The sequence below is a fragment of the Cellulosilyticum sp. genome (assembly GCF_982396655.1).
In genome coordinates this window covers 22326-40329 of sequence record NZ_CEVXFV010000030.1, presented here as the reverse complement: position 1 = coordinate 40329, position 18004 = coordinate 22326, and the positions used below count along the sequence as shown (strand labels likewise).

Genomic DNA, 18004 nt, shown 5'->3' with positions numbered 1-18004 from the left:
CACAACTTTATCAACAGAATGTGAATAACATTACTTAATCAACAACTTATCTACAAGTAATCTAATAATATCAAATTACCTGTGGAAAATCAACCAGTAGAATAAAAATATCCACAGCAATACTGGCGAAAAAATTGTGGATATTTTAGCAGAGTGACTAAATAGAAATGAAATAAGGAGAATAGGGCGGGGATAATTGGGGATGGCATAAAAGAAAAAATGAGTGGAATGAGAAAAAAAGATGATAAAAATGAGTAAAAAGTGGATAAAAAGATAATAATTAAGAAGAGAAAGAGATTAATAGGAAAATGAAAAAGGGAAGAGGGGTCAGATAGCGTAAGAGAGAAGGGCGGGTAGTAAATAATACATTATAATAAGGAAGAGACTTATTTTTTTTATTAAAAACATGTATAGAAACCTGCGATTCTGGGAATTAGAAATTAAAAATAGGATTAATGTGGCATATAAAATTACCAAATATTTATTTAGCCAATATTAGATGTATATCTTGACGTTGGAAAATAAATAAATTATACTGGTTACAGTGCTTGTTTACATTTCTATAAATGAATGTAAATATTTTTTTATTTGTGTGTGATAGATAATCATCCGTTTGGTTATTTATCAATTTTAATGTGCATATTGTGTGGTAACTTATCCCATAAAGGAGGTACGCGCAATGAAAATGACTTTCCAACCAAAGAAACGTCAAAGAAGTAAAGAACATGGTTTTCGTAAAAGAATGAGAACTAAAAACGGTAGAGCGGTAATAGCTAGAAGAAGAGCAAAAGGTAGAAAAAAATTAACAGCATAAAACAAGGCCGCTTTTGTGGCCTTGTTTTGCTATAAAAATTTAGGAGCATTGTATGAAATATGCAGAATCACTAAAGAAAAACTACGAGTTTAGAGTAGTTTATAGAAGAGGAAAATCTTTTGCTAACAAATATTTAGTAGTGTATAAATTAAAAAATAATAAGTCTAATAATAGATTAGGCATATCGGTTAGTAAAAAAGTCGGAAATAGTGTTGTACGTAGCCGTACAACTAGACTCATTAGAGAAAGCTATAGATTAAACGAAGAATATATTGAAAAACAAGGCTGGGATTTTGTTATCGTTGCCAGATCTAACGCTAATGGAGCGTCCTATCAAGACATTTCTTCCGCATTAATTCATTTGTTAAAACAACATAGGGTATATGACATACAAGAAGATTTATAATAGTTTTATAATAATAGGATATAATTGCTACGAAGGGATCGGTGAAAATGAAAAACTTACCTAAAAAAGTAGCACTTTTACTTATTAGATTTTATCAAAAAGGAATATCCCCCATGCTTGGAGGAAATTGCAGATTCCTTCCAACATGTTCACAATATACTTACGAAGCGATACAAATTCATGGTTTTTTAAAAGGAACATTTTTAGGGATTAAAAGGATTTTAAAATGTCATCCATTTCATCCAGTAATGTATGATCCAGTACCAGAGAAAAAAGTGAAGCGGAGTAAAAAGCAACCTTAATGTTAAAAGGCAACATGAATGTTGTTAAGAAAAAACTAGGAGGAAACGAATGAGTTTTATTAATCAATTTTTTGGGGCAATACTTAATGTAATTTTTGAAGGGGTAACCCTTATATCTCCAGCACAGGCACTTGGGATTTCAATTATTTTATTTACATTGGTAGCACGTATTTTAATGACTCCTTTACAACTTTCTTCGCAAAGAACAAGTAGAGGTATGAGCAAAATTCAACCTGAGTTACAAAGAATTCAAGACAAGTATAAGAATAAAAAGGATCAGCAATCTCAGATGCAAATGAGTCAAGAGATGCAAGCTTTATATAAAAAGTATAAGATTAATCCTTTTGCTGGATGTTTACCATTATTAATTCAGTTTCCATTAATTATTGCGTTATTTAATGTACTTCGTACACCAGCGCAATATATTAATAAATTAGGTGATGTATATACTAATATTGCACAAGTTGTAACAACTAACATTGCAAACTATCAAAGTTTATTACAACCATTTTCTGATGCAGTATATATTAACTCTCGTCAAAACTATGATTTATCACAAGTAGAGGGAGTATCTCAATTCTTAAGTCACTTAACTACTGTACAATGGAATGAGTTTTTACAAAGTGCTGGTTCAGTACCAGGTTTAGAACAAGCTTTAGAATTAAAACATAGCTATGAAACATTTTTAACAATGAACGTTGTAGATACACCTAAATTACTTATGAGTTCAGGTATGTGGCTTGCTATTCTAGTACCAATTATTGCTGGTGCATCAACATACATTTTCTCTAAGATTACAATGGCAGCTAATGGTGCAGTACAAAGCAGTGCATCAGGTCAGCAAAATCCTGGTGAATCTATGATGAAGACAATGAATATTGTAATGCCAATTATGACAGCATTTATGTCTTATACTATGCCAATCGGTTTAGCACTTTACTGGATAGCAGGTAACGTGATTATGATGGGACAACAATGGGTTGTAAATAAAATGCTTGCTAAGCAAGATGAAAAAATGGAAGCACAATTAAAAAAAGATCGTGAAGAAGCTATTAAGAGTGGTAAAATTACTACTAAGAAAGTAAGAAAAAAGGTACCAGTTCAAAAAACTGAACATAGTGATAAAGACAACCAAAAATAACAGTAGAGCGAAGTGGTAGAAACAAACCAATAAATTCACAAAGGTTGGGGGTATAAACATGAGAAGTGTTGAAAAGGTAGGTAAGACCGTAAACGATGCTATAACAGAGGCATTAATCGAGTTAGGTGCTAGTACTGAGGAAGTAGATATTGAGATTATCTCAAAAGGCTCAAAAGGATTTATCGGATTTGGGGCTAAAAATGCTAAAGTCAGAGTTACACTTAAAGCTCCAGTAGAAGTTGAACCACAAATTGAAGTAATCCCTGAAATTAAGGAAGAGGTTAAAGTTACCGATGCAAATAAAGTAGCTGAAATGCCACCAAGCCCAAATAAAGTTAAGAATGAAGAAAAAAAGGATTCTGAGGATGCAGTTGTCGTGACTAAAGAAGAAATAGAACATGTTCAACACTTAGCGGAAGAGTTCTTATACAAGCTTTTAAAAGAAATGAATATTGAAGCAGTTGTGAAGTCTGAGGTAGTTAATAACAATAGATTAAGCATTAGCCTTGAAGGTAAAAATATGGGTGTTATTATCGGTAAACGAGGCGAAACACTAGATGCGATTCAATATATTGTTAATATTGTTGCTAATAAGGAACGTACAGAGTATGTTAAGATTATGCTTGATACAGAAAACTACAGAGCAAGAAGAGAAGAAACGCTTAAGAGACTTGCTTATAAGTTAAGTAAAAAAGCACAACAAAGTAAAAAGCCTATTGTATTAGAGCCAATGAATCCATATGATAGAAGAATTATTCATTCAGCTTTGCAAGATAGTAAAATTGTAAAAACGCATAGTGAGGGAAAAGAACCATTTAGACGAGTGGTGATTACTCCAAGCTATCAAAATAGATCATACAGATAAACCCAGTGCTATACTGGGTTTTTTTCTTAGAAAGGATAAAATTATGTTATTTGAAGATACTATAGCAGCTATATCTACGCCTGTAGGTATAGGAGGCATTGGAATTATTAGAGTTAGTGGAAGTGAAGCTATTAGCATTGTAGATAAGATTTTTAGAGCAGCTAATAAAAAATCGCTTTTTGACGTAGATTCCCATACAATTAACTATGGACATATTGTTAATAAAGATGGTAAGGTTTTAGATGAGGTTTTAGTTATGCTCATGAAAGGGCCTAGAACTTTTACAAGAGAAGACGTTATTGAAATCAACTGTCATGGTGGCCCTGTACCACTTAATGCAGTACTTATGGAAGTAGTAAGTGCGGGGGCTAGAATTGCAGACAGTGGTGAATTTACAAAGCGTGCATTTTTAAATGGCCGCATTGACCTTGCACAAGTAGAGGCCATTATGGATGTTATTGAGGCTAAGACTGAATTATCATTATCACAGGCTATTGGTCAGTTAGAGGGTAATTTATCTAAGAAGATTAAAGAATATCAAGATTTATTAATCCAAATCATTGCACGTATTGAGGTTTCTATTGATTATCCAGAGTATGATCAAGATGAACCTATTACAGAGGAGTTTGATCAGGAACTTGAAGAGCTTCTTAGCAAACTACAAACACTTTTAAAGACAGCGGATACAGGAAAGATGATTCGTGATGGGGTTAAAACTGCTATTGTAGGAAGACCTAATGTTGGGAAATCATCATTATTAAATGCTTTATTAGAAGAAAATAAGGCTATTGTTACAGATATCCCAGGGACTACGAGAGACGTTGTAGAAGCTTATCTTAATGTGGACGGTATTCCATTCCAATTATTAGATACAGCTGGAATACGCGAAACTGACGATGTTGTAGAACGTATTGGTGTGGAAAGATCAAAGAGTTCTATTGAAGAAGCAGATCTTGTACTCATGTTAGTGGATAGCAATGCTGGATTAGTAGAAAAGGATTTAGAGATTTTAGAGCAAATTAAAGATAAAAAGGTTATTTATGTTCTTAATAAAATAGACTTAGATAATAATATTACCGAGGAAATGTTCAAAGAGTATTTAAATAATGGAACAGTTGCGCGTATTTCTGCTAAAGAGCAAAGCGGTTTAAATGAATTACGTACAGAAATGAAAAACTTCGTGATAAAAGGCAATACTTCAATTAGCAACGAAGCAACTATTTCTAATCAGAGACAAAAACAAGCACTTATTAATGCAATTAAGAGCTTAGAGAAGGTATTAGATGCCATTGCTTGCGGATTACCTGAAGATTGTTTAGCTATAGATTTACATGATGCCTATGGACATTTAGGTATGATTGTAGGAGAATCATTAAAGGAAGAAATTATCAATCAATTATTTAGTAGATTTTGTTTAGGAAAGTAGGAGAGAAACAATGACGTATATTGCAGAAACAATAGACGTTGCAGTCATAGGTGGAGGACATGCTGGTTGCGAAGCAGCACTTGCAGCAGCTCGTATGGGCCATAAAACATCTATGTTTACAATGTCATTAGATAGTATTGCAATGATGCCATGTAACCCTAATGTAGGGGGAACATCAAAAGGGCATCTTGTAAGAGAAATTGATGCACTTGGCGGTGAGATGGGTAAAAATATCGACAAGACTTATATCCAATCTCGTATGTTAAACACAGCTAAGGGGCCAGCTGTGCATTCATTGCGTGCACAAGCGGATAAAACAAAATATAGCCACACAATGAAAGAGGTACTTGAACGTGTGGATAATTTAAGCATTAGACAACAAGAGATTGTAGAGATTCAAGTTGAAGATGGTAAAGTAAAAGGTGTTGTTACAAGTACAGGAGCAGTATACCCATGTAAAGCAGTTGTGTTAGCTGGTGGGACTTATGTGCGTTCTAGATGCCTTACAGGCGAGCATATTGAGTATACAGGCCCTAATGGACTTAAGACATCAAATGCACTTAGTGAAAGCTTAAAGGCCTTAGGTGTGGAATTAAGGCGCTTTAAAACAGGAACACCTGCTAGGGTAGATGCAAGAACTGTAGATTTTTCTGTGATGGAACCTCAACATGGAGATGAGCATATCGTACCGTTTTCTTTTGAGAACAAAGAAGATGATATTAAACGTGAGCAATTCCCTTGTTATTTAACTTATACAAATGAAAAAACACATCAAATTATTCGTGACAATTTACACCGCTCACCAATGTATTCAGGTGTTATTGAAGGGGTAGGACCAAGATACTGTCCATCTATTGAAGATAAAGTAGTAAGATTTGCAGATAAAGAAAGACATCAAGTATTTATTGAACCAGAAGGTGAAAATACAACTGAAATGTATGTTCAAGGGATGAGTTCATCTCTTCCAGAAGAAGTACAATTAGAAATGCTTCGTTCTATCAAAGGATTAGAGAATGTACAAGTTATGAGAACTGGTTATGCGATTGAATATGATTGTCTCAATGCCATGCAATTAAAACATTCATTAGAGTTCAAACATATTGAAGGATTCTTTAGTGCAGGCCAGATGAACGGGAGTTCAGGATATGAAGAGGCAGCAGCCCAAGGACTCGTTGCGGGTATCAATGCCGCCCTTAAAATTGAAGGTAAAGAGCCAATGATTATTGACCGTTCAGAAGGTTACATCGGAGTTTTAATTGATGATTTAGTAACTAAAGAAACAAGAGAACCTTACCGTATGATGACTTCTAGAGCTGAATATAGATTACTTTTAAGACAAGATAATGCGGATCTTAGATTAACACAAAAAGGTTATGAAGTAGGTCTTGTTTCAGAAGAAAGATATCAAAGATTCATAGCTAAGCGAGAAGCTATTGAAGCTGAGCTTGAAAGATTAAAAACAGTATTCGTAGGAACAAGTGAAAAAGTACAAGCTATCTTAGAAGCAAAAGGTAGTACATTACTTCGTTCAGGTATTTCTTTAAATGAAATTTTAAAGAGACCGGAGCTTGAATATGATGATTTTAAGGAAGTAGATACAGATAGACCAGAACTTCCAAAAGAAGTTATTGAGCAGGTTATGATTGAGCTTCGTTATGAAGGATATATCGTAAGACAACAACGTCAAGTAGAACAATTTAAACGCCTTGAACGTCGCTTAATTCCAGAAGATATTAACTATGAAGATGTTTATAGCTTAAGAATTGAAGCAAAACAAAAACTTGAACAAGTAAGACCTATCTCAATTGGACAAGCTTCTCGTATATCGGGGGTTTCTCCAGCAGATATTTCTATGCTAGTAGTTTACCTAGAGCAAAAAGGTCGTATGGAAAAAGCTCAAAATAGTGAAAAAGAGGAATGTTAATGGATCAAAAAGAGTTATTAGTTAATGGTGCAAGAGAGCTTGGTATTGAGCTTTCAGAAAGACAAGTAGAACAGTTTATGATGTATAAAGCATTACTGCAAGAGTGGAATGAAAAGATGAATTTAACGGCTATTACAGAAGATATAGAGGTTATTACAAAACATTTCTTAGACTGTATGACAGTAAAAAATGCTTTAGATATGAGTGGGAAAAAAACTGTTATTGATATTGGCACAGGAGCAGGGTTTCCTGGTCTTGTAATGAAAATTGCCTTTCCAAATTTAAAAGTAACTTTAGTAGATGCATTAAAGAAAAGATTAGTTTTCTTAGAAGAAGTTATTTCTAAATTGGAGCTTACAGACATTGAATGTATTCATTCAAGAGCAGAAGATTTAGGAAAGAATAAGACTTATAGAGAAGGCTTTGATATCTGTGCATCTAGAGCTGTAGCTAACTTAGCAGTACTTAGCGAATATACATTACCATTTGTTAAAGTAGATGGTTATTTAATCGCTTTAAAAGGGCAAAAGTTAGATGAAGAATTAGAACAAGGTAGAAAAGCTATTAAGATTCTAGGTGGCGAATTAGATGAAGTAGTAGATGCTAGAGTACCGTTTACAGACTTAAATCATAAAATCGCTAAAATTAAAAAGGTAAAACCAACTGCTAGTAAATATCCTAGAAAAGCAGGGGAACCAACGAAGTCACCTCTTGGGGTATAGAAGAATTAGGCTGTCGCACAAAAGTGCTGACAGCCTTTTTTAGGTGTTGAGAGGTGTGGATAATTTTTTTATAAAAAATAGGAAAAAGCCTGTGGATAAAAGTGAAAAATTTTTTGAGTGAAAAATATCCACATAAGTCACAGGTTTTACACAGGAGATGTAATTTCCTTTTAACGTGTGGATATTTTTGCTGAATTGTGAATGATTTTGAGTGAATATAGTTTTTGTGGACAAAATATGTTATACTGATAGGTAGCAAAAACGTTATTTTAGAGGGGAGCAGAATGAATGCAAAAAGATTTAAAAATAGAAAATGTTGCTGTGGACCGTGTTAGACCAAATCCTTATCAACCAAGAAAGGTTTTTTCTGATGCCGCTCTACAAGAACTTGCAAATTCTATTTTAGAACATGGACTTATGCAACCTATTACTGTAAGAATGATAGGTGATTCATATGAGCTTATTGCAGGTGAGAGAAGGTTAAAAGCATCTAAATTAGCTGGGCTTGAGACAATTCCTGCAGTAATTGTAGAAGTGAATACTAAAGATAGTGCAGTACTAGCCCTAATTGAAAACTTACAACGTGAAAACTTAAACTTTTTAGAAGAAAGTCAAGCATATTATACAATCATGCAAGACTACGGATATACACAACAAGAACTCGCTAATACATTAGGAAAAAATCAATCGACTGTTGCAAATAAGCTAAGGGTACTTAAATTATCACCAACTATTCAGAAGTTGTTAGTAGAAAATAATTTAACTGAAAGACATGCAAGGGCATTATTAAAATTGCCAGATGAAAAGTTCCAATTAGTAGCTCTTGAAAAAATTATAAAACAAGAACTTAACGTAAAGAAATCTGAGCAGCTTATTGAACAGATGCTAGTAGACATTACTAGAGATAATATGATTCAGCATAAATCAAATCAAAAAGTTAAATCATATATCAAGGACATGAGACTTGTAACAAATACAATTACTCAAGCTGTAAATATGATTCAACAAGCAGGTGTAGATGCTAAATACACCATGAAAGAACAAGCCGATGGATATGAAATAAGAATTAAAATTCCTATTAACTAAATAAAAAATAGAGTGTAAGGTTTATAAAAGCAGCTACTAATTATAGAAGTAGCTGCTTTTATAAGGAAATAGCTTAGTAGATTATAAATAATAATGTTGTCTAAGGTAAAGTCATTTTAAAAATTCCTAAATTAGGCAATGCTAATATATAAGGAAAGAAACCTAATTCTTTAAGCGTAAAACTTGCTATGATATAGATATTTAGTTACAATATAATAATATAAATCAAGGTCGAAGGAGCATACAGATGAAAGATTTTAAATTAGAAATCGCACAACTTTTAAGCAGTAAAATTAGTAGTTTATCAGTAGAAGAAATTTATAGCATGATTGAAGTGCCAGGAAATGCAGCAATGGGTGATTATGCATTCCCTTGTTTTAAATTAGCAAAAGAGTTAAGAAAAGCACCACCAATGATTGCAAAAGATATTGTTGATGAGTTAGGTGAAGTAGACTTCTTAGAAAAAGTTGAAAACGTAAATGCATATATCAATTTCTTCGTTAATAAAGTAGAATTCGTAAAAGAAGTTATTACAGATGTATTAGCTGAAAAAGAAACATATGGTTTCGCTAAAGAGAAAAACTTAGGAAATGTAGTTATCGACTATTCTTCACCTAATATTGCAAAACCTTTCCACGTAGGTCACTTACGTTCAACTGTAATTGGAAATAGCTTATATCAAATTTTTGAAGCACTTGGTTATAACTGTGTAGGGATTAATCACCTAGGAGACTGGGGAACACAATTTGGTAAATTAATTGTAGCTTACAAAAAATATTCTAGTAAAGAAGAAATTGAAGAAAAGGGTATCTCTGAATTACTTAGAATCTATGTATTATTCCATGATGAAGCTAAAGAACATCCAGAAATGGAACAAGAAGCTAGAGATTACTTTACAAAAATGGAACAAGGTGATGAAGAATCATTAGCATTATGGAAGTGGTTCAAAGAAGTAAGCTTAAAAGAGTTCGAACGTGTGTATAAATTATTAGGAGTAGAATTTGATAGCTATAATGGCGAAGCATTCTACAATGATAAAATGGATGCAGTTATCAAAGAGATGGAGGACAAAGGTCTTATCGAAGTTGATGCAGGAGCAAAATTAGTTCGTTTAGATGAAGAAAACATGGCACCATGTTTAATTACTAAAAATGATGGTAGTTCATTATATGCAACTCGTGATATTACAGCTGCTGAGTACCGTAAAAAAACTTATGACTTCAAAAAATGTATTTATGTTACAGCACTTCAACAAAACCTTCACTTTGCACAATGGTTTAAAGTTATTGAAAAAATGGGCCATGAATGGCATAAAGATTTAGTGCACGTACCATTTGGTATGGTAAGTATGGAAGGTGGCGCTAAATTATCTACAAGAAATGGTAACATAATTTTCTTAGAAGATATCTTAAGAGAAGCAGTAGATAAAACAAAACAAATTATTGAAGAGAAAAACCCAAGTCTTGAAAATAAAGAAGAAGTTGCTAGACAAGTAGGGATTGGTGCAATTATCTTCGATGATATGTATAATAACATTATCAAAGATATTCAATTCTCATGGGAAAGAGCATTAGATTTCAATGGAGAAACGGGTCCATATGTACAATATGCTCATGCAAGAGCTTGCAGCGTACTTCGTAAAGCTGGTATTGAAGTAGATAATATTCCTAACTTCGAAGTTGATTACACAGTACTTGCAGATGAATCAACAGTAGCACTTATCAAAGAAATTGCAGACTTCAAAGCTACAATCAGAGAAGCTGGAAATAAATATGAACCATCTTACATTGCTAGATATGCTGTAGATGTAACTCAAGCATTCAATAAGTTCTACAATGAAAACCCAATCTTAGTAGAAGATGAAAAAGTTAAAAATTCACGTTTAGCAATCGTAGCTGCAACTAAATACACACTTAAAAATGCATTAGCATTATTAGGAATTAGTGCACCAGTTCAAATGTAATAACGTTAAATAAAAATCCTATCACGAAATTAGTTTCGTGATAGGGTTTTTGTTTTTAATGTAGTGTGAGAGTATAGATTTCATATTTGCAAAAGATAGTTATTCATTATGTATAGATTTCACATTTATAAAATTTAGTTATTCATAGTTTTAGTCATGTGAAATCATTGAAAGAAACCTATTTATGTGATGTATAAATTAAGGTTATAGTTTATTCCTCTATAAATAGATTATATTTATGATATACTTTTATATATAGATTTCACATTTATAAAATTTAGTTATTTATAGTTTTTAGTCATGTGAAATCATTGAGAGAAATCTATTTACCTACCTGTATATTTTAAGGTTTTAGTTGGTTTCTCTATAAGAGCAACATAACAGGAAAATTTATAATGGTATATTGTTTAAAACAGTAAATTAATAGTATAAGGAAAGAAAGTAGAAAGGGAGGCAAAGATGCAAAAAGAAAATAATGAAATAAGGTTAGAAACAACAATTAATAAAGAAGATTATCGTTCAATTGTATATTTTAATATCTTTACTAAGACTAAAATTAGAGCAGCATTTTTTATTATAATTAGTTTAATTGTAGTATTTGAGCTAGTATTACATTTAGCAGGAATTAGAAGAGTGGAAGGATTTGAACTATATTTTGATTATTTTGTAGTGGTTATTATGATTTTATTACCTATAGAGGTAGAGTTTATATGTAGAAGAATGGCTAAGACAGATAAGATGAGCTTAGGAGTAGCACAGCAAATAGTCATCAATGATGAAGGTATTATAACTCAAAGTATTAATTCAACGAGTAAATATGAATGGCCTTTAATGTACAGAGCTTATGAGAATAAGAAATACTTTATGATCTTCGTTAATATTCAACAAGCAATAATCCTGCCAAAGAGAGACTTAGAAAAACTGCAAGTAGAACAGACAAGAGATATGATAGAAAAGAAACTTCTTGCTAAAAACAAGCTAAAAAATAAGTAGTATATATGATTTTAGAAGAAACATATTAAAATGTTCCACGTGGAACACTCTTGTAATAAGGGGAGGAAAAATAATGTTACTAAAAATAAGAGAATTATTAGATAGTAATACTACCTCATTAATGGACATATATCAGGAAAGTAGTAAAAACAATGTATCATATTTTTTTCCTGAAATAATAGATATAGAAGAGGGAATAAAAAAAGCAAATAAAGCATACTTGGAATATATAAGAAATGATTTTCTTAAAAGAAATAATACATGCTATTATATTTGGAAGGATAATGGTATATGGGTAAGTGCTATGCGTCTTTATAAAATTAAAGGCAGTATATATTTTATGGAAGCATTAGAAACTCATCCATTATATAGAAAAAGAGGATATGCTGAAAAACTTATAAGTAGTGTAATAGAAGAATTAAAGCAAGATGGTGATTTTGAGATGAGAAGTTATGTAAATATAAATAATGTAGCATCTAGACGTACTCATATAAAATGTGGCTTTGAGGAAAGTTCAGAGAGCGTATTTGATTATGCTAATAATGAGTGGGTTAATGATGCTATATTACTTATATATAGATTTGACATTTATAAAATTTAGTTATTCATAGTTTTTAGTCATGTGAAATCATTGAGAGAAACTTATTTACCTCCATGTTATTTCAAGCCTTTAGTTGGTTTCTCTATAGATTTCACATTTATAAGTTTTAGTTATTCATAGTTTTTAGCAATGTGTAATCAACGAGAGAAAACAATTTACGTACATGTATATTTCAAGTTTTTAGTTGGTTTCTCTATATAGAAATGACTTTAAAATTAAGAGATAAGGGCAAAGCTGTTAATATCATTTATATTTGTGACATGAATAAGTCAGCAGTAATGCAGTATACATAAAAATAAATTCTATAGTAATAATTAATGAGGCTGATTAGATGTTCCACGTGGAACAATCTAATCAGCCTTATTAATTTGTAAAGAAGAAGATAAATAATGTAAGAAGATAAATGTTCCACGTGGAACATTCTTAATCACATAAAATGCTTAAAGTAAAAAGAAATAAATAAAGAAAAAAGATAGAAGGATGCCATATTAAGGAATATTGGAGAAAAAGTTTAAACAGAATATGAATTAATTTATAGAAATCAGGGTTCAAATATTTATAAAAAAATAGGGATATGCTATACTAATTTTAGTCGGATAGAGAAAAATAAAAAAGGAGAATGTTATGGGTAAAGTAATTGCTGTTGTTAACCAAAAAGGAGGAGTCGGCAAAACGACTACAGTTGTAAATTTATCAGCTGCATTAGCTGAAATGGATTATAAAGTACTTATTGTAGACATTGACCCACAAGGAAATGCAACAAGTGGATGTGGTATTTTAAAAAATCAAGTAAGTAGTACAGTATATGATATACTAGTAAATAACACAAATATAAAAGAGGCAATTCAACAATCAGAAAATGAACCAATTAATATTGTTGCATCTAATATGAATTTAGCGGGGACAGAAGTGGAATTAGTGAATACTAAACAGCGTGAATTCATTTTAAAGAAACAATTAGATACAATAAAAGATGAATACGACTATATTTTCATAGATTGTCCACCAGCCGTAAATATCTTAACAATCAATGCATTAACAGCCTCTGATTCCGTACTAATTCCTATGCAATGTGAATACTATGCATTAGAAGGACTATCTCAATTGGTACAAACAGTAGGGTTAGTAAAGAAAAACATTAATCCGCAGCTTGTACTAGAAGGAATATTATTTACAATGTTTGATAATAGAACAAATTTATCAGCACAGGTAGTAAAAGAAGTAGAAACACATTTTAGTGATACGGTATATCAAACTAAGATTACAAGAAGTGTACGATTAAGTGAGGCACCTAGCTTTGGAATGTCTTGTATTAAGTATGATTCAAGAGCTAAAGGTAGTGAGCAATATCGCCAATTAGCAAAAGAATTTGTGGAAAGGAATTAATGTTAATGAAACAACAACGAGGATTAGGAAGAGGGCTTAATGCATTATTATCAGATGAGCTTGTAAGTGCATCAAATGCTAAGGAGGAGACAATTAAAATCGTCGATATTAATGAGATAGAGCCTAATTTTGGACAACCAAGAAAGAATTTTGATGAAGAAGAATTAAAAGAATTAAGTTCATCTATATTAGAACATGGTATTTTACAACCTCTTATTGTAAGGGAGAAAAATGGTAAATATGAAATTGTTGCGGGGGAAAGAAGATATCGTGCAGCGAGAATGGCAAAGGTAACAGAGATACCAATTATTATTAAGTCTTTTTCGGATCAACAAACTTTAGAGATAGCCTTAGTAGAGAACATTCAACGTTCAGATTTAAATGCAATGGAGCTTGCTTGTGCATATAGTTTACTAATGGAGCGTTTTGACTTAACACAAGAACAGGTAGCTGATAAAGTAGGTAAAAATAGATCTTCAGTTGCAAATATTATGCGATTACTTAATTTAACACCATATGTACAAGAAAAATTAAGAGAAGATGAAATTACATTTGGACATGCTAGGGCGTTATTAGCATTAAAAGATATTAAAACACAGAAACAAGTAACAGATTTAATTATTGAAAAGTCTCTAAGTGTAAGAGAAACTGAAAAGTATATTCAGTTACTTTTAAGTAATAAAAAAGAGAAAAAAGAAGAAGATAAAGCAAAATATAATCCTTTTTATAGAGAAATACAAGAAAATTTACAAAAAATATTAGGGACAAAAGTAGTTATTTCTAAAGGGGCTAAAAAAGGAAAGATTGAAATCGAATATTATTCAGATGAAGAATTAGCTAGAATTATACAAATAATAAACATGGATTAATATAAAAGGGAAGAAGAGAAAAATGATGGAACAGGCTATAGCGATATTTAATGATTATGCAATGTATATTGTAGCAAGTTTAGGCGCATTAGTACTAATATTATTAATTTGTGTGTGTATGACACAAAGCAAATTAAAAAAGCTACAAAGAAGATTTGAGACTTTCATGGGTGGCGATGAATTAGACTTAGAAGGTCTTTTAGGAAGATATACAAACGATATAAATGCATTACTAGAAAGTGAAAAAGAAGTTCGAGCAGAAATGAAATCTGTAAATGAAAAATTAAACTACTGCATACAAAAGGTAGGCATTGTAAGATATAAAGCAATTGCTAATACAGGGGCAGATTTATCATTTGCAATTGCTTTATTAGATCATCAAAATGATGGTATTGTTTTAAACGGCATATACAGTAGAGATGGGTCTTATACATATGCTAAACCTATTCGAAATGGAAAATCTACGTATAATTTATCTGATGAAGAAATTGAAGCTATTGAACAAGCTCTTAAAAGCAAGTAATTAGCCTATGAATTGAATATAGAAGTAGTAGAGGAGAGGGCATTGTGATAAGTATACAATGCCCTCTTTTTGAAGTGAAAAATTTGGTCTTCTATCTTTAGAATTTCAACTCAAGGTTTGAAATGATGAAATTATAAAAGTAAATAATTAATCTTGGAGGAAATAGATATAATGAGTAAACTAAATCAAATATGGACAAAAGATGGTTTTATCCTAAGGCCTGCACGAGCAGAAGATGCTAAAGAATATTTTTATCAAAAATTTAATCCTTTGGATTCAGAGGTGCACGACTTACGGGATGCAAAGAAGTATTTACATATGATGAGATAGTTAATTTCTTTTTACAAAATGTAGAAGATAATGACCGCTATGATTTTCTTATAATAGCACCAGATGGGAGCATTGTAGGAGAGAGTGTTATTAATGAAATTGATTGGAAACTACGCAGTGCTAATTTCCGTATTGCAATCTTTCAGACAAGTGAGCGACAAAAAGGGATTGGGTCATGGAAAAAACATATCAATCAGTGGGATTTAAGCGTAAAGGTGTATTACGTGATGCCATTTATGATGGCGAAGAGTATGCAGATGATATTTTAATGGCTATCCTTGAGGATGAGTGGAGACAAATAAAATTAAGGGGTGAATAGTGAGTTATAACTAAAATTTATAAATGTGAAATCTATATGATATAAAAAATCTAAAAATAAATTGACAATTATGAAATACGGGAATATTATTGTATTAAGTGATTAATACAATAAGTTAATATTACAAAATAGATGTAGCAGTTGGGAGTATAAAAGGAGGTATTTGAATGGCGTGGGAATTTAATAATAACGAGCCGATTTATAGGCAGCTTTTAGATCAACTTAAATTAAGAATTATATCAGGCGTCCTTGAAACAGGCAGCAAGCTAGATTCAGTTCGAGACTTAGCGCAAGAAGCTGGTGTTAATCCAAATACAATGCAGAGGGCATTAGCAGAATTAGAAAGAGAAGAATTGGTATTTACTCAAAGAACAAGTGGGAGATTTGTTACGGAAGATAGGGAACTTATTAAGCGTATAAGAAATGAATATGCCCAGGAAAAAGTAAAAGAATTAACGACGGCATTATTACAGCTAGGATATACACGAAAAGAATTAATTGAACTGGTTAGTGTTTTTTTGGAGGAGGTAAGTTAGTATGGAAAAATATTTAGGGGTTAGTTCAACATATTCAGATATAATGAATACAGTTATAGCAGATATCAAGGAAAGTGTAGCAGTCAAAAAGCTTAAAGAAACTAATGAAGTATTAACATCTTTAGGATATAGCAAGGATGAGATTAGAGATATTTTAAGGGGCGTATTAGGGATAGGTAGTTGTAATTAGAAAATAGATAAGGGGGTATTAAAATGGAGGATTTGTTAAGGATAGAGGGATTAAGTAAAAGTTATGGTGCAAAGGAAGCGTTAAAGGAATTAAATTTAAATATAGGAAAAGGTAAGATTGTTGGTTTATTAGGACCTAATGGAAGTGGTAAAAGCACCTTGATTAAAATTATAAATGGTTTAATAGAACCAACTAGTGGTACCGTAACCATTAAGGGGAATAAACCAGGGATTGAGTCAAAAAAAATAATTGCTTATTTACCAGAACGTACGTATTTAAATGATTGGATGAAGGTTAAAGATTTACTTCAATTTTTTGAGGATTTTTATGAGGACTTTGACAGGCAAAGAGCAGAAGATATGTTGTTACAGTTAAAGATAGATATTAATGATAGGCTTAAAACTATGTCAAAAGGAACCAAAGAGAAGGTTCAACTTATTTTAGTTATGTCACGTAAGGCAGATTTATATATTTTAGATGAGCCTATTGGAGGGGTTGATCCAGCAGCAAGGGATTATATTTTAAAAACAATTATTAAGAATTATACATCTGAGAGTTCAATTTTAATAGCAACACATTTAATCCAAGAAATAGAAAGTATATGTGATGAGATTATATTTTTAGCATATGGCAGCATCGTATTACAAGGGAGCGTAGATGAAATCCGAGAAGAAAGAGGAAAGTCTATAGATGCATTGTTTAGGGAGGTATTCGTATGTTAAGGAAACTATTAAAGTATGAAGTGAAGGCTACAGCTATGGTATTTGTATGTATGTATCTCGCAATTATAGGGTTATCAATATTTAACAAGCTATTTAATACCTTTAATTTTCAGAGGGGAAAGGTTTTAACAGGATGTATTGTAGTAGCCTTGTTTGTAGCATTAGGTGTAACAACTGTAATTATGGCAGTACAAAGATTTAATAAAAATTTACTGGGGGATGAAGGATATTTGATGTTTACGTTACCTGTGGATAGTAAGAAAATTATTATTTCTAAGTTGCTTGTGACACTTATGTGGACAGTGATTAGTGGTTTGGTAGCTATAATATCTTTTATTATTCTATTTAGTGCATATATTGATTGGTACTCTATAAAAGAAGTAATTAGTCAAATACAAGTTTTATGGCATAGTTTTAATGAAGAAATTACAGAGCAAATTCACATGAATGCAGGGGTATTTATAAGTTGTATAGCAATAGGCGGAGCTGCAAGTTATATAGAATTTATTTTAATAATTTACGGTTCACTCACAGTTGCACAACTTCCGGTATTTTCTAAACATAGAGGGCTGAGTGCTTTTGGAACATTTTTTGTACTTAATATTTTAGTTAATAATGTATTAACAGCCATTTTTGCACGTTGCATAAACCTTAGTGAAGCATCTGCTCAGGCTATAATTTTAAGCGGAATAACTGTCGTAATAATAATATGCATAGGATTATTTTTCGGCATTAATACTATTTTGAGCAAGCATTTGAATTTAGAATAGTAAATATTAGCATGAGGTAAATATTTATATAGATTCAGTACTTATAACCTTGAGTTGTTTACAGAGAACATTAAGTTAATTTAATAATGGACCGAAAGAAATAATAGTAAGAGGAA

21 protein-coding genes are annotated in these 18004 nt (G+C 31.7%); all 21 read left to right on the top strand.

The window, feature by feature from the left end:
• Nucleotides 1-679 precede the first annotated feature (679 nt).
• Nucleotides 680-814, top strand: a complete 135-nt coding sequence (gene rpmH / locus AC1VAQ_RS13105) for a 50S ribosomal protein L34 (protein ID WP_054743209.1) — start codon at nucleotides 680-682, stop codon at nucleotides 812-814.
• Nucleotides 815-866: 52 nt separating this feature from the next.
• Nucleotides 867-1220, top strand: coding sequence for a ribonuclease P protein component (gene rnpA, locus AC1VAQ_RS13100; protein WP_302599250.1), 354 nt, complete (start codon nucleotides 867-869; stop codon nucleotides 1218-1220).
• 47 nt (nucleotides 1221-1267) lie between these two features.
• The gene (yidD, locus tag AC1VAQ_RS13095) at nucleotides 1268-1522 is read left to right on the top strand and encodes a membrane protein insertion efficiency factor YidD (RefSeq protein WP_302599249.1); all 255 of its coding nucleotides are present in this window, start codon (nucleotides 1268-1270) and stop codon (nucleotides 1520-1522) included.
• Nucleotides 1523-1571: 49 nt separating this feature from the next.
• Nucleotides 1572-2663 (top strand): YidC/Oxa1 family membrane protein insertase, encoded by a 1092-nt coding sequence (locus AC1VAQ_RS13090; protein WP_302599248.1) that lies wholly within the window; start codon nucleotides 1572-1574, stop codon nucleotides 2661-2663.
• Nucleotides 2664-2721: 58 nt separating this feature from the next.
• Complete coding sequence (jag, locus tag AC1VAQ_RS13085) at nucleotides 2722-3528, top strand: RNA-binding cell elongation regulator Jag/EloR (protein ID WP_302599247.1); 807 nt, start codon at nucleotides 2722-2724, stop codon at nucleotides 3526-3528.
• 43 nt (nucleotides 3529-3571) lie between these two features.
• Nucleotides 3572-4954 carry a tRNA uridine-5-carboxymethylaminomethyl(34) synthesis GTPase MnmE gene (mnmE, locus tag AC1VAQ_RS13080; protein WP_302599246.1) on the top strand — a complete coding sequence of 461 codons (1383 nt, stop codon included), beginning with the start codon at nucleotides 3572-3574 and terminating at the stop codon, nucleotides 4952-4954.
• Nucleotides 4955-4964: 10 nt separating this feature from the next.
• Entirely contained in the window at nucleotides 4965-6878 is a 1914-nt protein-coding gene (gene mnmG / locus AC1VAQ_RS13075) for a tRNA uridine-5-carboxymethylaminomethyl(34) synthesis enzyme MnmG (RefSeq protein ID WP_302599245.1), read from the top strand.
• Nucleotides 6878-7600: a 16S rRNA (guanine(527)-N(7))-methyltransferase RsmG gene (gene rsmG, locus AC1VAQ_RS13070; protein ID WP_302599244.1), complete on the top strand. Its 723-nt coding sequence runs from the start codon at nucleotides 6878-6880 to the stop codon at nucleotides 7598-7600. The genes mnmG and rsmG overlap by 1 nt, the downstream gene beginning before the upstream one ends.
• A gap of 288 nt (nucleotides 7601-7888) precedes the next feature.
• Nucleotides 7889-8686, top strand: coding sequence for a nucleoid occlusion protein (gene noc / locus AC1VAQ_RS13065; protein WP_302599243.1), 798 nt, complete (start codon nucleotides 7889-7891; stop codon nucleotides 8684-8686).
• A 247-nt stretch (nucleotides 8687-8933) separates the two neighbouring features.
• Nucleotides 8934-10649, top strand: a complete 1716-nt coding sequence (gene argS / locus AC1VAQ_RS13060; protein WP_302599242.1) for an arginine--tRNA ligase — start codon at nucleotides 8934-8936, stop codon at nucleotides 10647-10649.
• 459 nt (nucleotides 10650-11108) lie between these two features.
• On the top strand, nucleotides 11109-11642 hold the full coding sequence (locus tag AC1VAQ_RS13055; protein WP_302598331.1) for a YcxB family protein: 534 nt from the start codon (nucleotides 11109-11111) through the stop codon (nucleotides 11640-11642).
• A 73-nt stretch (nucleotides 11643-11715) separates the two neighbouring features.
• On the top strand, nucleotides 11716-12243 hold the full coding sequence (locus AC1VAQ_RS13050) for a GNAT family N-acetyltransferase (protein WP_479904020.1): 528 nt from the start codon (nucleotides 11716-11718) through the stop codon (nucleotides 12241-12243).
• 624 nt (nucleotides 12244-12867) lie between these two features.
• Nucleotides 12868-13629 (top strand): ParA family protein, encoded by a 762-nt coding sequence (locus AC1VAQ_RS13045; protein WP_302598329.1) that lies wholly within the window; start codon nucleotides 12868-12870, stop codon nucleotides 13627-13629.
• A gap of 5 nt (nucleotides 13630-13634) precedes the next feature.
• Nucleotides 13635-14498 carry a ParB/RepB/Spo0J family partition protein gene (locus AC1VAQ_RS13040; RefSeq protein ID WP_302598327.1) on the top strand — a complete coding sequence of 288 codons (864 nt, stop codon included), beginning with the start codon at nucleotides 13635-13637 and terminating at the stop codon, nucleotides 14496-14498.
• Between the two features lie 25 nt (nucleotides 14499-14523).
• Nucleotides 14524-15021 (top strand): DUF4446 family protein, encoded by a 498-nt coding sequence (locus AC1VAQ_RS13035; RefSeq protein WP_479904019.1) that lies wholly within the window; start codon nucleotides 14524-14526, stop codon nucleotides 15019-15021.
• Nucleotides 15022-15192: 171 nt separating this feature from the next.
• Complete coding sequence (locus tag AC1VAQ_RS13030) at nucleotides 15193-15351, top strand: hypothetical protein (RefSeq protein ID WP_302598324.1); 159 nt, start codon at nucleotides 15193-15195, stop codon at nucleotides 15349-15351.
• 175 nt (nucleotides 15352-15526) lie between these two features.
• Entirely contained in the window at nucleotides 15527-15670 is a 144-nt protein-coding gene (locus AC1VAQ_RS13025) for a GNAT family protein (protein WP_302598322.1), read from the top strand.
• A 167-nt stretch (nucleotides 15671-15837) separates the two neighbouring features.
• Entirely contained in the window at nucleotides 15838-16206 is a 369-nt protein-coding gene (locus AC1VAQ_RS13020; protein WP_302598320.1) for a GntR family transcriptional regulator, read from the top strand.
• 1 nt (nucleotide 16207) lies between these two features.
• Entirely contained in the window at nucleotides 16208-16396 is a 189-nt protein-coding gene (locus AC1VAQ_RS13015) for a hypothetical protein (protein WP_303243846.1), read from the top strand.
• A gap of 23 nt (nucleotides 16397-16419) precedes the next feature.
• Nucleotides 16420-17118 (top strand): ABC transporter ATP-binding protein, encoded by a 699-nt coding sequence (locus AC1VAQ_RS13010; protein ID WP_302598317.1) that lies wholly within the window; start codon nucleotides 16420-16422, stop codon nucleotides 17116-17118.
• Nucleotides 17112-17888 (top strand): hypothetical protein, encoded by a 777-nt coding sequence (locus AC1VAQ_RS13005; RefSeq protein ID WP_479904018.1) that lies wholly within the window; start codon nucleotides 17112-17114, stop codon nucleotides 17886-17888. The genes AC1VAQ_RS13010 and AC1VAQ_RS13005 overlap by 7 nt, the downstream gene beginning before the upstream one ends.
• The last annotated feature ends 116 nt before the right edge of the window (nucleotides 17889-18004 follow it).

What these genes read in the sequence shown, in the direction of transcription:
- rpmH (WP_054743209.1), top strand. Translation starts at nt 680, where the DNA reads ATGAAAATGACTTTCCAACCAAAGAAACGTCAAAGAAGTAAAGAACAT.
- rnpA (WP_302599250.1), top strand. Translation starts at nt 867, where the DNA reads ATGAAATATGCAGAATCACTAAAGAAAAACTACGAGTTTAGAGTAGTT.
- yidD (WP_302599249.1), top strand. Translation starts at nt 1,268, where the DNA reads ATGAAAAACTTACCTAAAAAAGTAGCACTTTTACTTATTAGATTTTAT.
- AC1VAQ_RS13090 (WP_302599248.1), top strand. Translation starts at nt 1,572, where the DNA reads ATGAGTTTTATTAATCAATTTTTTGGGGCAATACTTAATGTAATTTTT.
- jag (WP_302599247.1), top strand. Translation starts at nt 2,722, where the DNA reads ATGAGAAGTGTTGAAAAGGTAGGTAAGACCGTAAACGATGCTATAACA.
- mnmE (WP_302599246.1), top strand. Translation starts at nt 3,572, where the DNA reads ATGTTATTTGAAGATACTATAGCAGCTATATCTACGCCTGTAGGTATA.
- mnmG (WP_302599245.1), top strand. Translation starts at nt 4,965, where the DNA reads ATGACGTATATTGCAGAAACAATAGACGTTGCAGTCATAGGTGGAGGA.
- rsmG (WP_302599244.1), top strand. Translation starts at nt 6,878, where the DNA reads ATGGATCAAAAAGAGTTATTAGTTAATGGTGCAAGAGAGCTTGGTATT.
- noc (WP_302599243.1), top strand. Translation starts at nt 7,889, where the DNA reads ATGCAAAAAGATTTAAAAATAGAAAATGTTGCTGTGGACCGTGTTAGA.
- argS (WP_302599242.1), top strand. Translation starts at nt 8,934, where the DNA reads ATGAAAGATTTTAAATTAGAAATCGCACAACTTTTAAGCAGTAAAATT.
- AC1VAQ_RS13055 (WP_302598331.1), top strand. Translation starts at nt 11,109, where the DNA reads ATGCAAAAAGAAAATAATGAAATAAGGTTAGAAACAACAATTAATAAA.
- AC1VAQ_RS13050 (WP_479904020.1), top strand. Translation starts at nt 11,716, where the DNA reads ATGTTACTAAAAATAAGAGAATTATTAGATAGTAATACTACCTCATTA.
- AC1VAQ_RS13045 (WP_302598329.1), top strand. Translation starts at nt 12,868, where the DNA reads ATGGGTAAAGTAATTGCTGTTGTTAACCAAAAAGGAGGAGTCGGCAAA.
- AC1VAQ_RS13040 (WP_302598327.1), top strand. Translation starts at nt 13,635, where the DNA reads ATGAAACAACAACGAGGATTAGGAAGAGGGCTTAATGCATTATTATCA.
- AC1VAQ_RS13035 (WP_479904019.1), top strand. Translation starts at nt 14,524, where the DNA reads ATGGAACAGGCTATAGCGATATTTAATGATTATGCAATGTATATTGTA.
- AC1VAQ_RS13030 (WP_302598324.1), top strand. Translation starts at nt 15,193, where the DNA reads ATGAGTAAACTAAATCAAATATGGACAAAAGATGGTTTTATCCTAAGG.
- AC1VAQ_RS13025 (WP_302598322.1), top strand. Translation starts at nt 15,527, where the DNA reads ATGGAAAAAACATATCAATCAGTGGGATTTAAGCGTAAAGGTGTATTA.
- AC1VAQ_RS13020 (WP_302598320.1), top strand. Translation starts at nt 15,838, where the DNA reads ATGGCGTGGGAATTTAATAATAACGAGCCGATTTATAGGCAGCTTTTA.
- AC1VAQ_RS13015 (WP_303243846.1), top strand. Translation starts at nt 16,208, where the DNA reads ATGGAAAAATATTTAGGGGTTAGTTCAACATATTCAGATATAATGAAT.
- AC1VAQ_RS13010 (WP_302598317.1), top strand. Translation starts at nt 16,420, where the DNA reads ATGGAGGATTTGTTAAGGATAGAGGGATTAAGTAAAAGTTATGGTGCA.
- AC1VAQ_RS13005 (WP_479904018.1), top strand. Translation starts at nt 17,112, where the DNA reads ATGTTAAGGAAACTATTAAAGTATGAAGTGAAGGCTACAGCTATGGTA.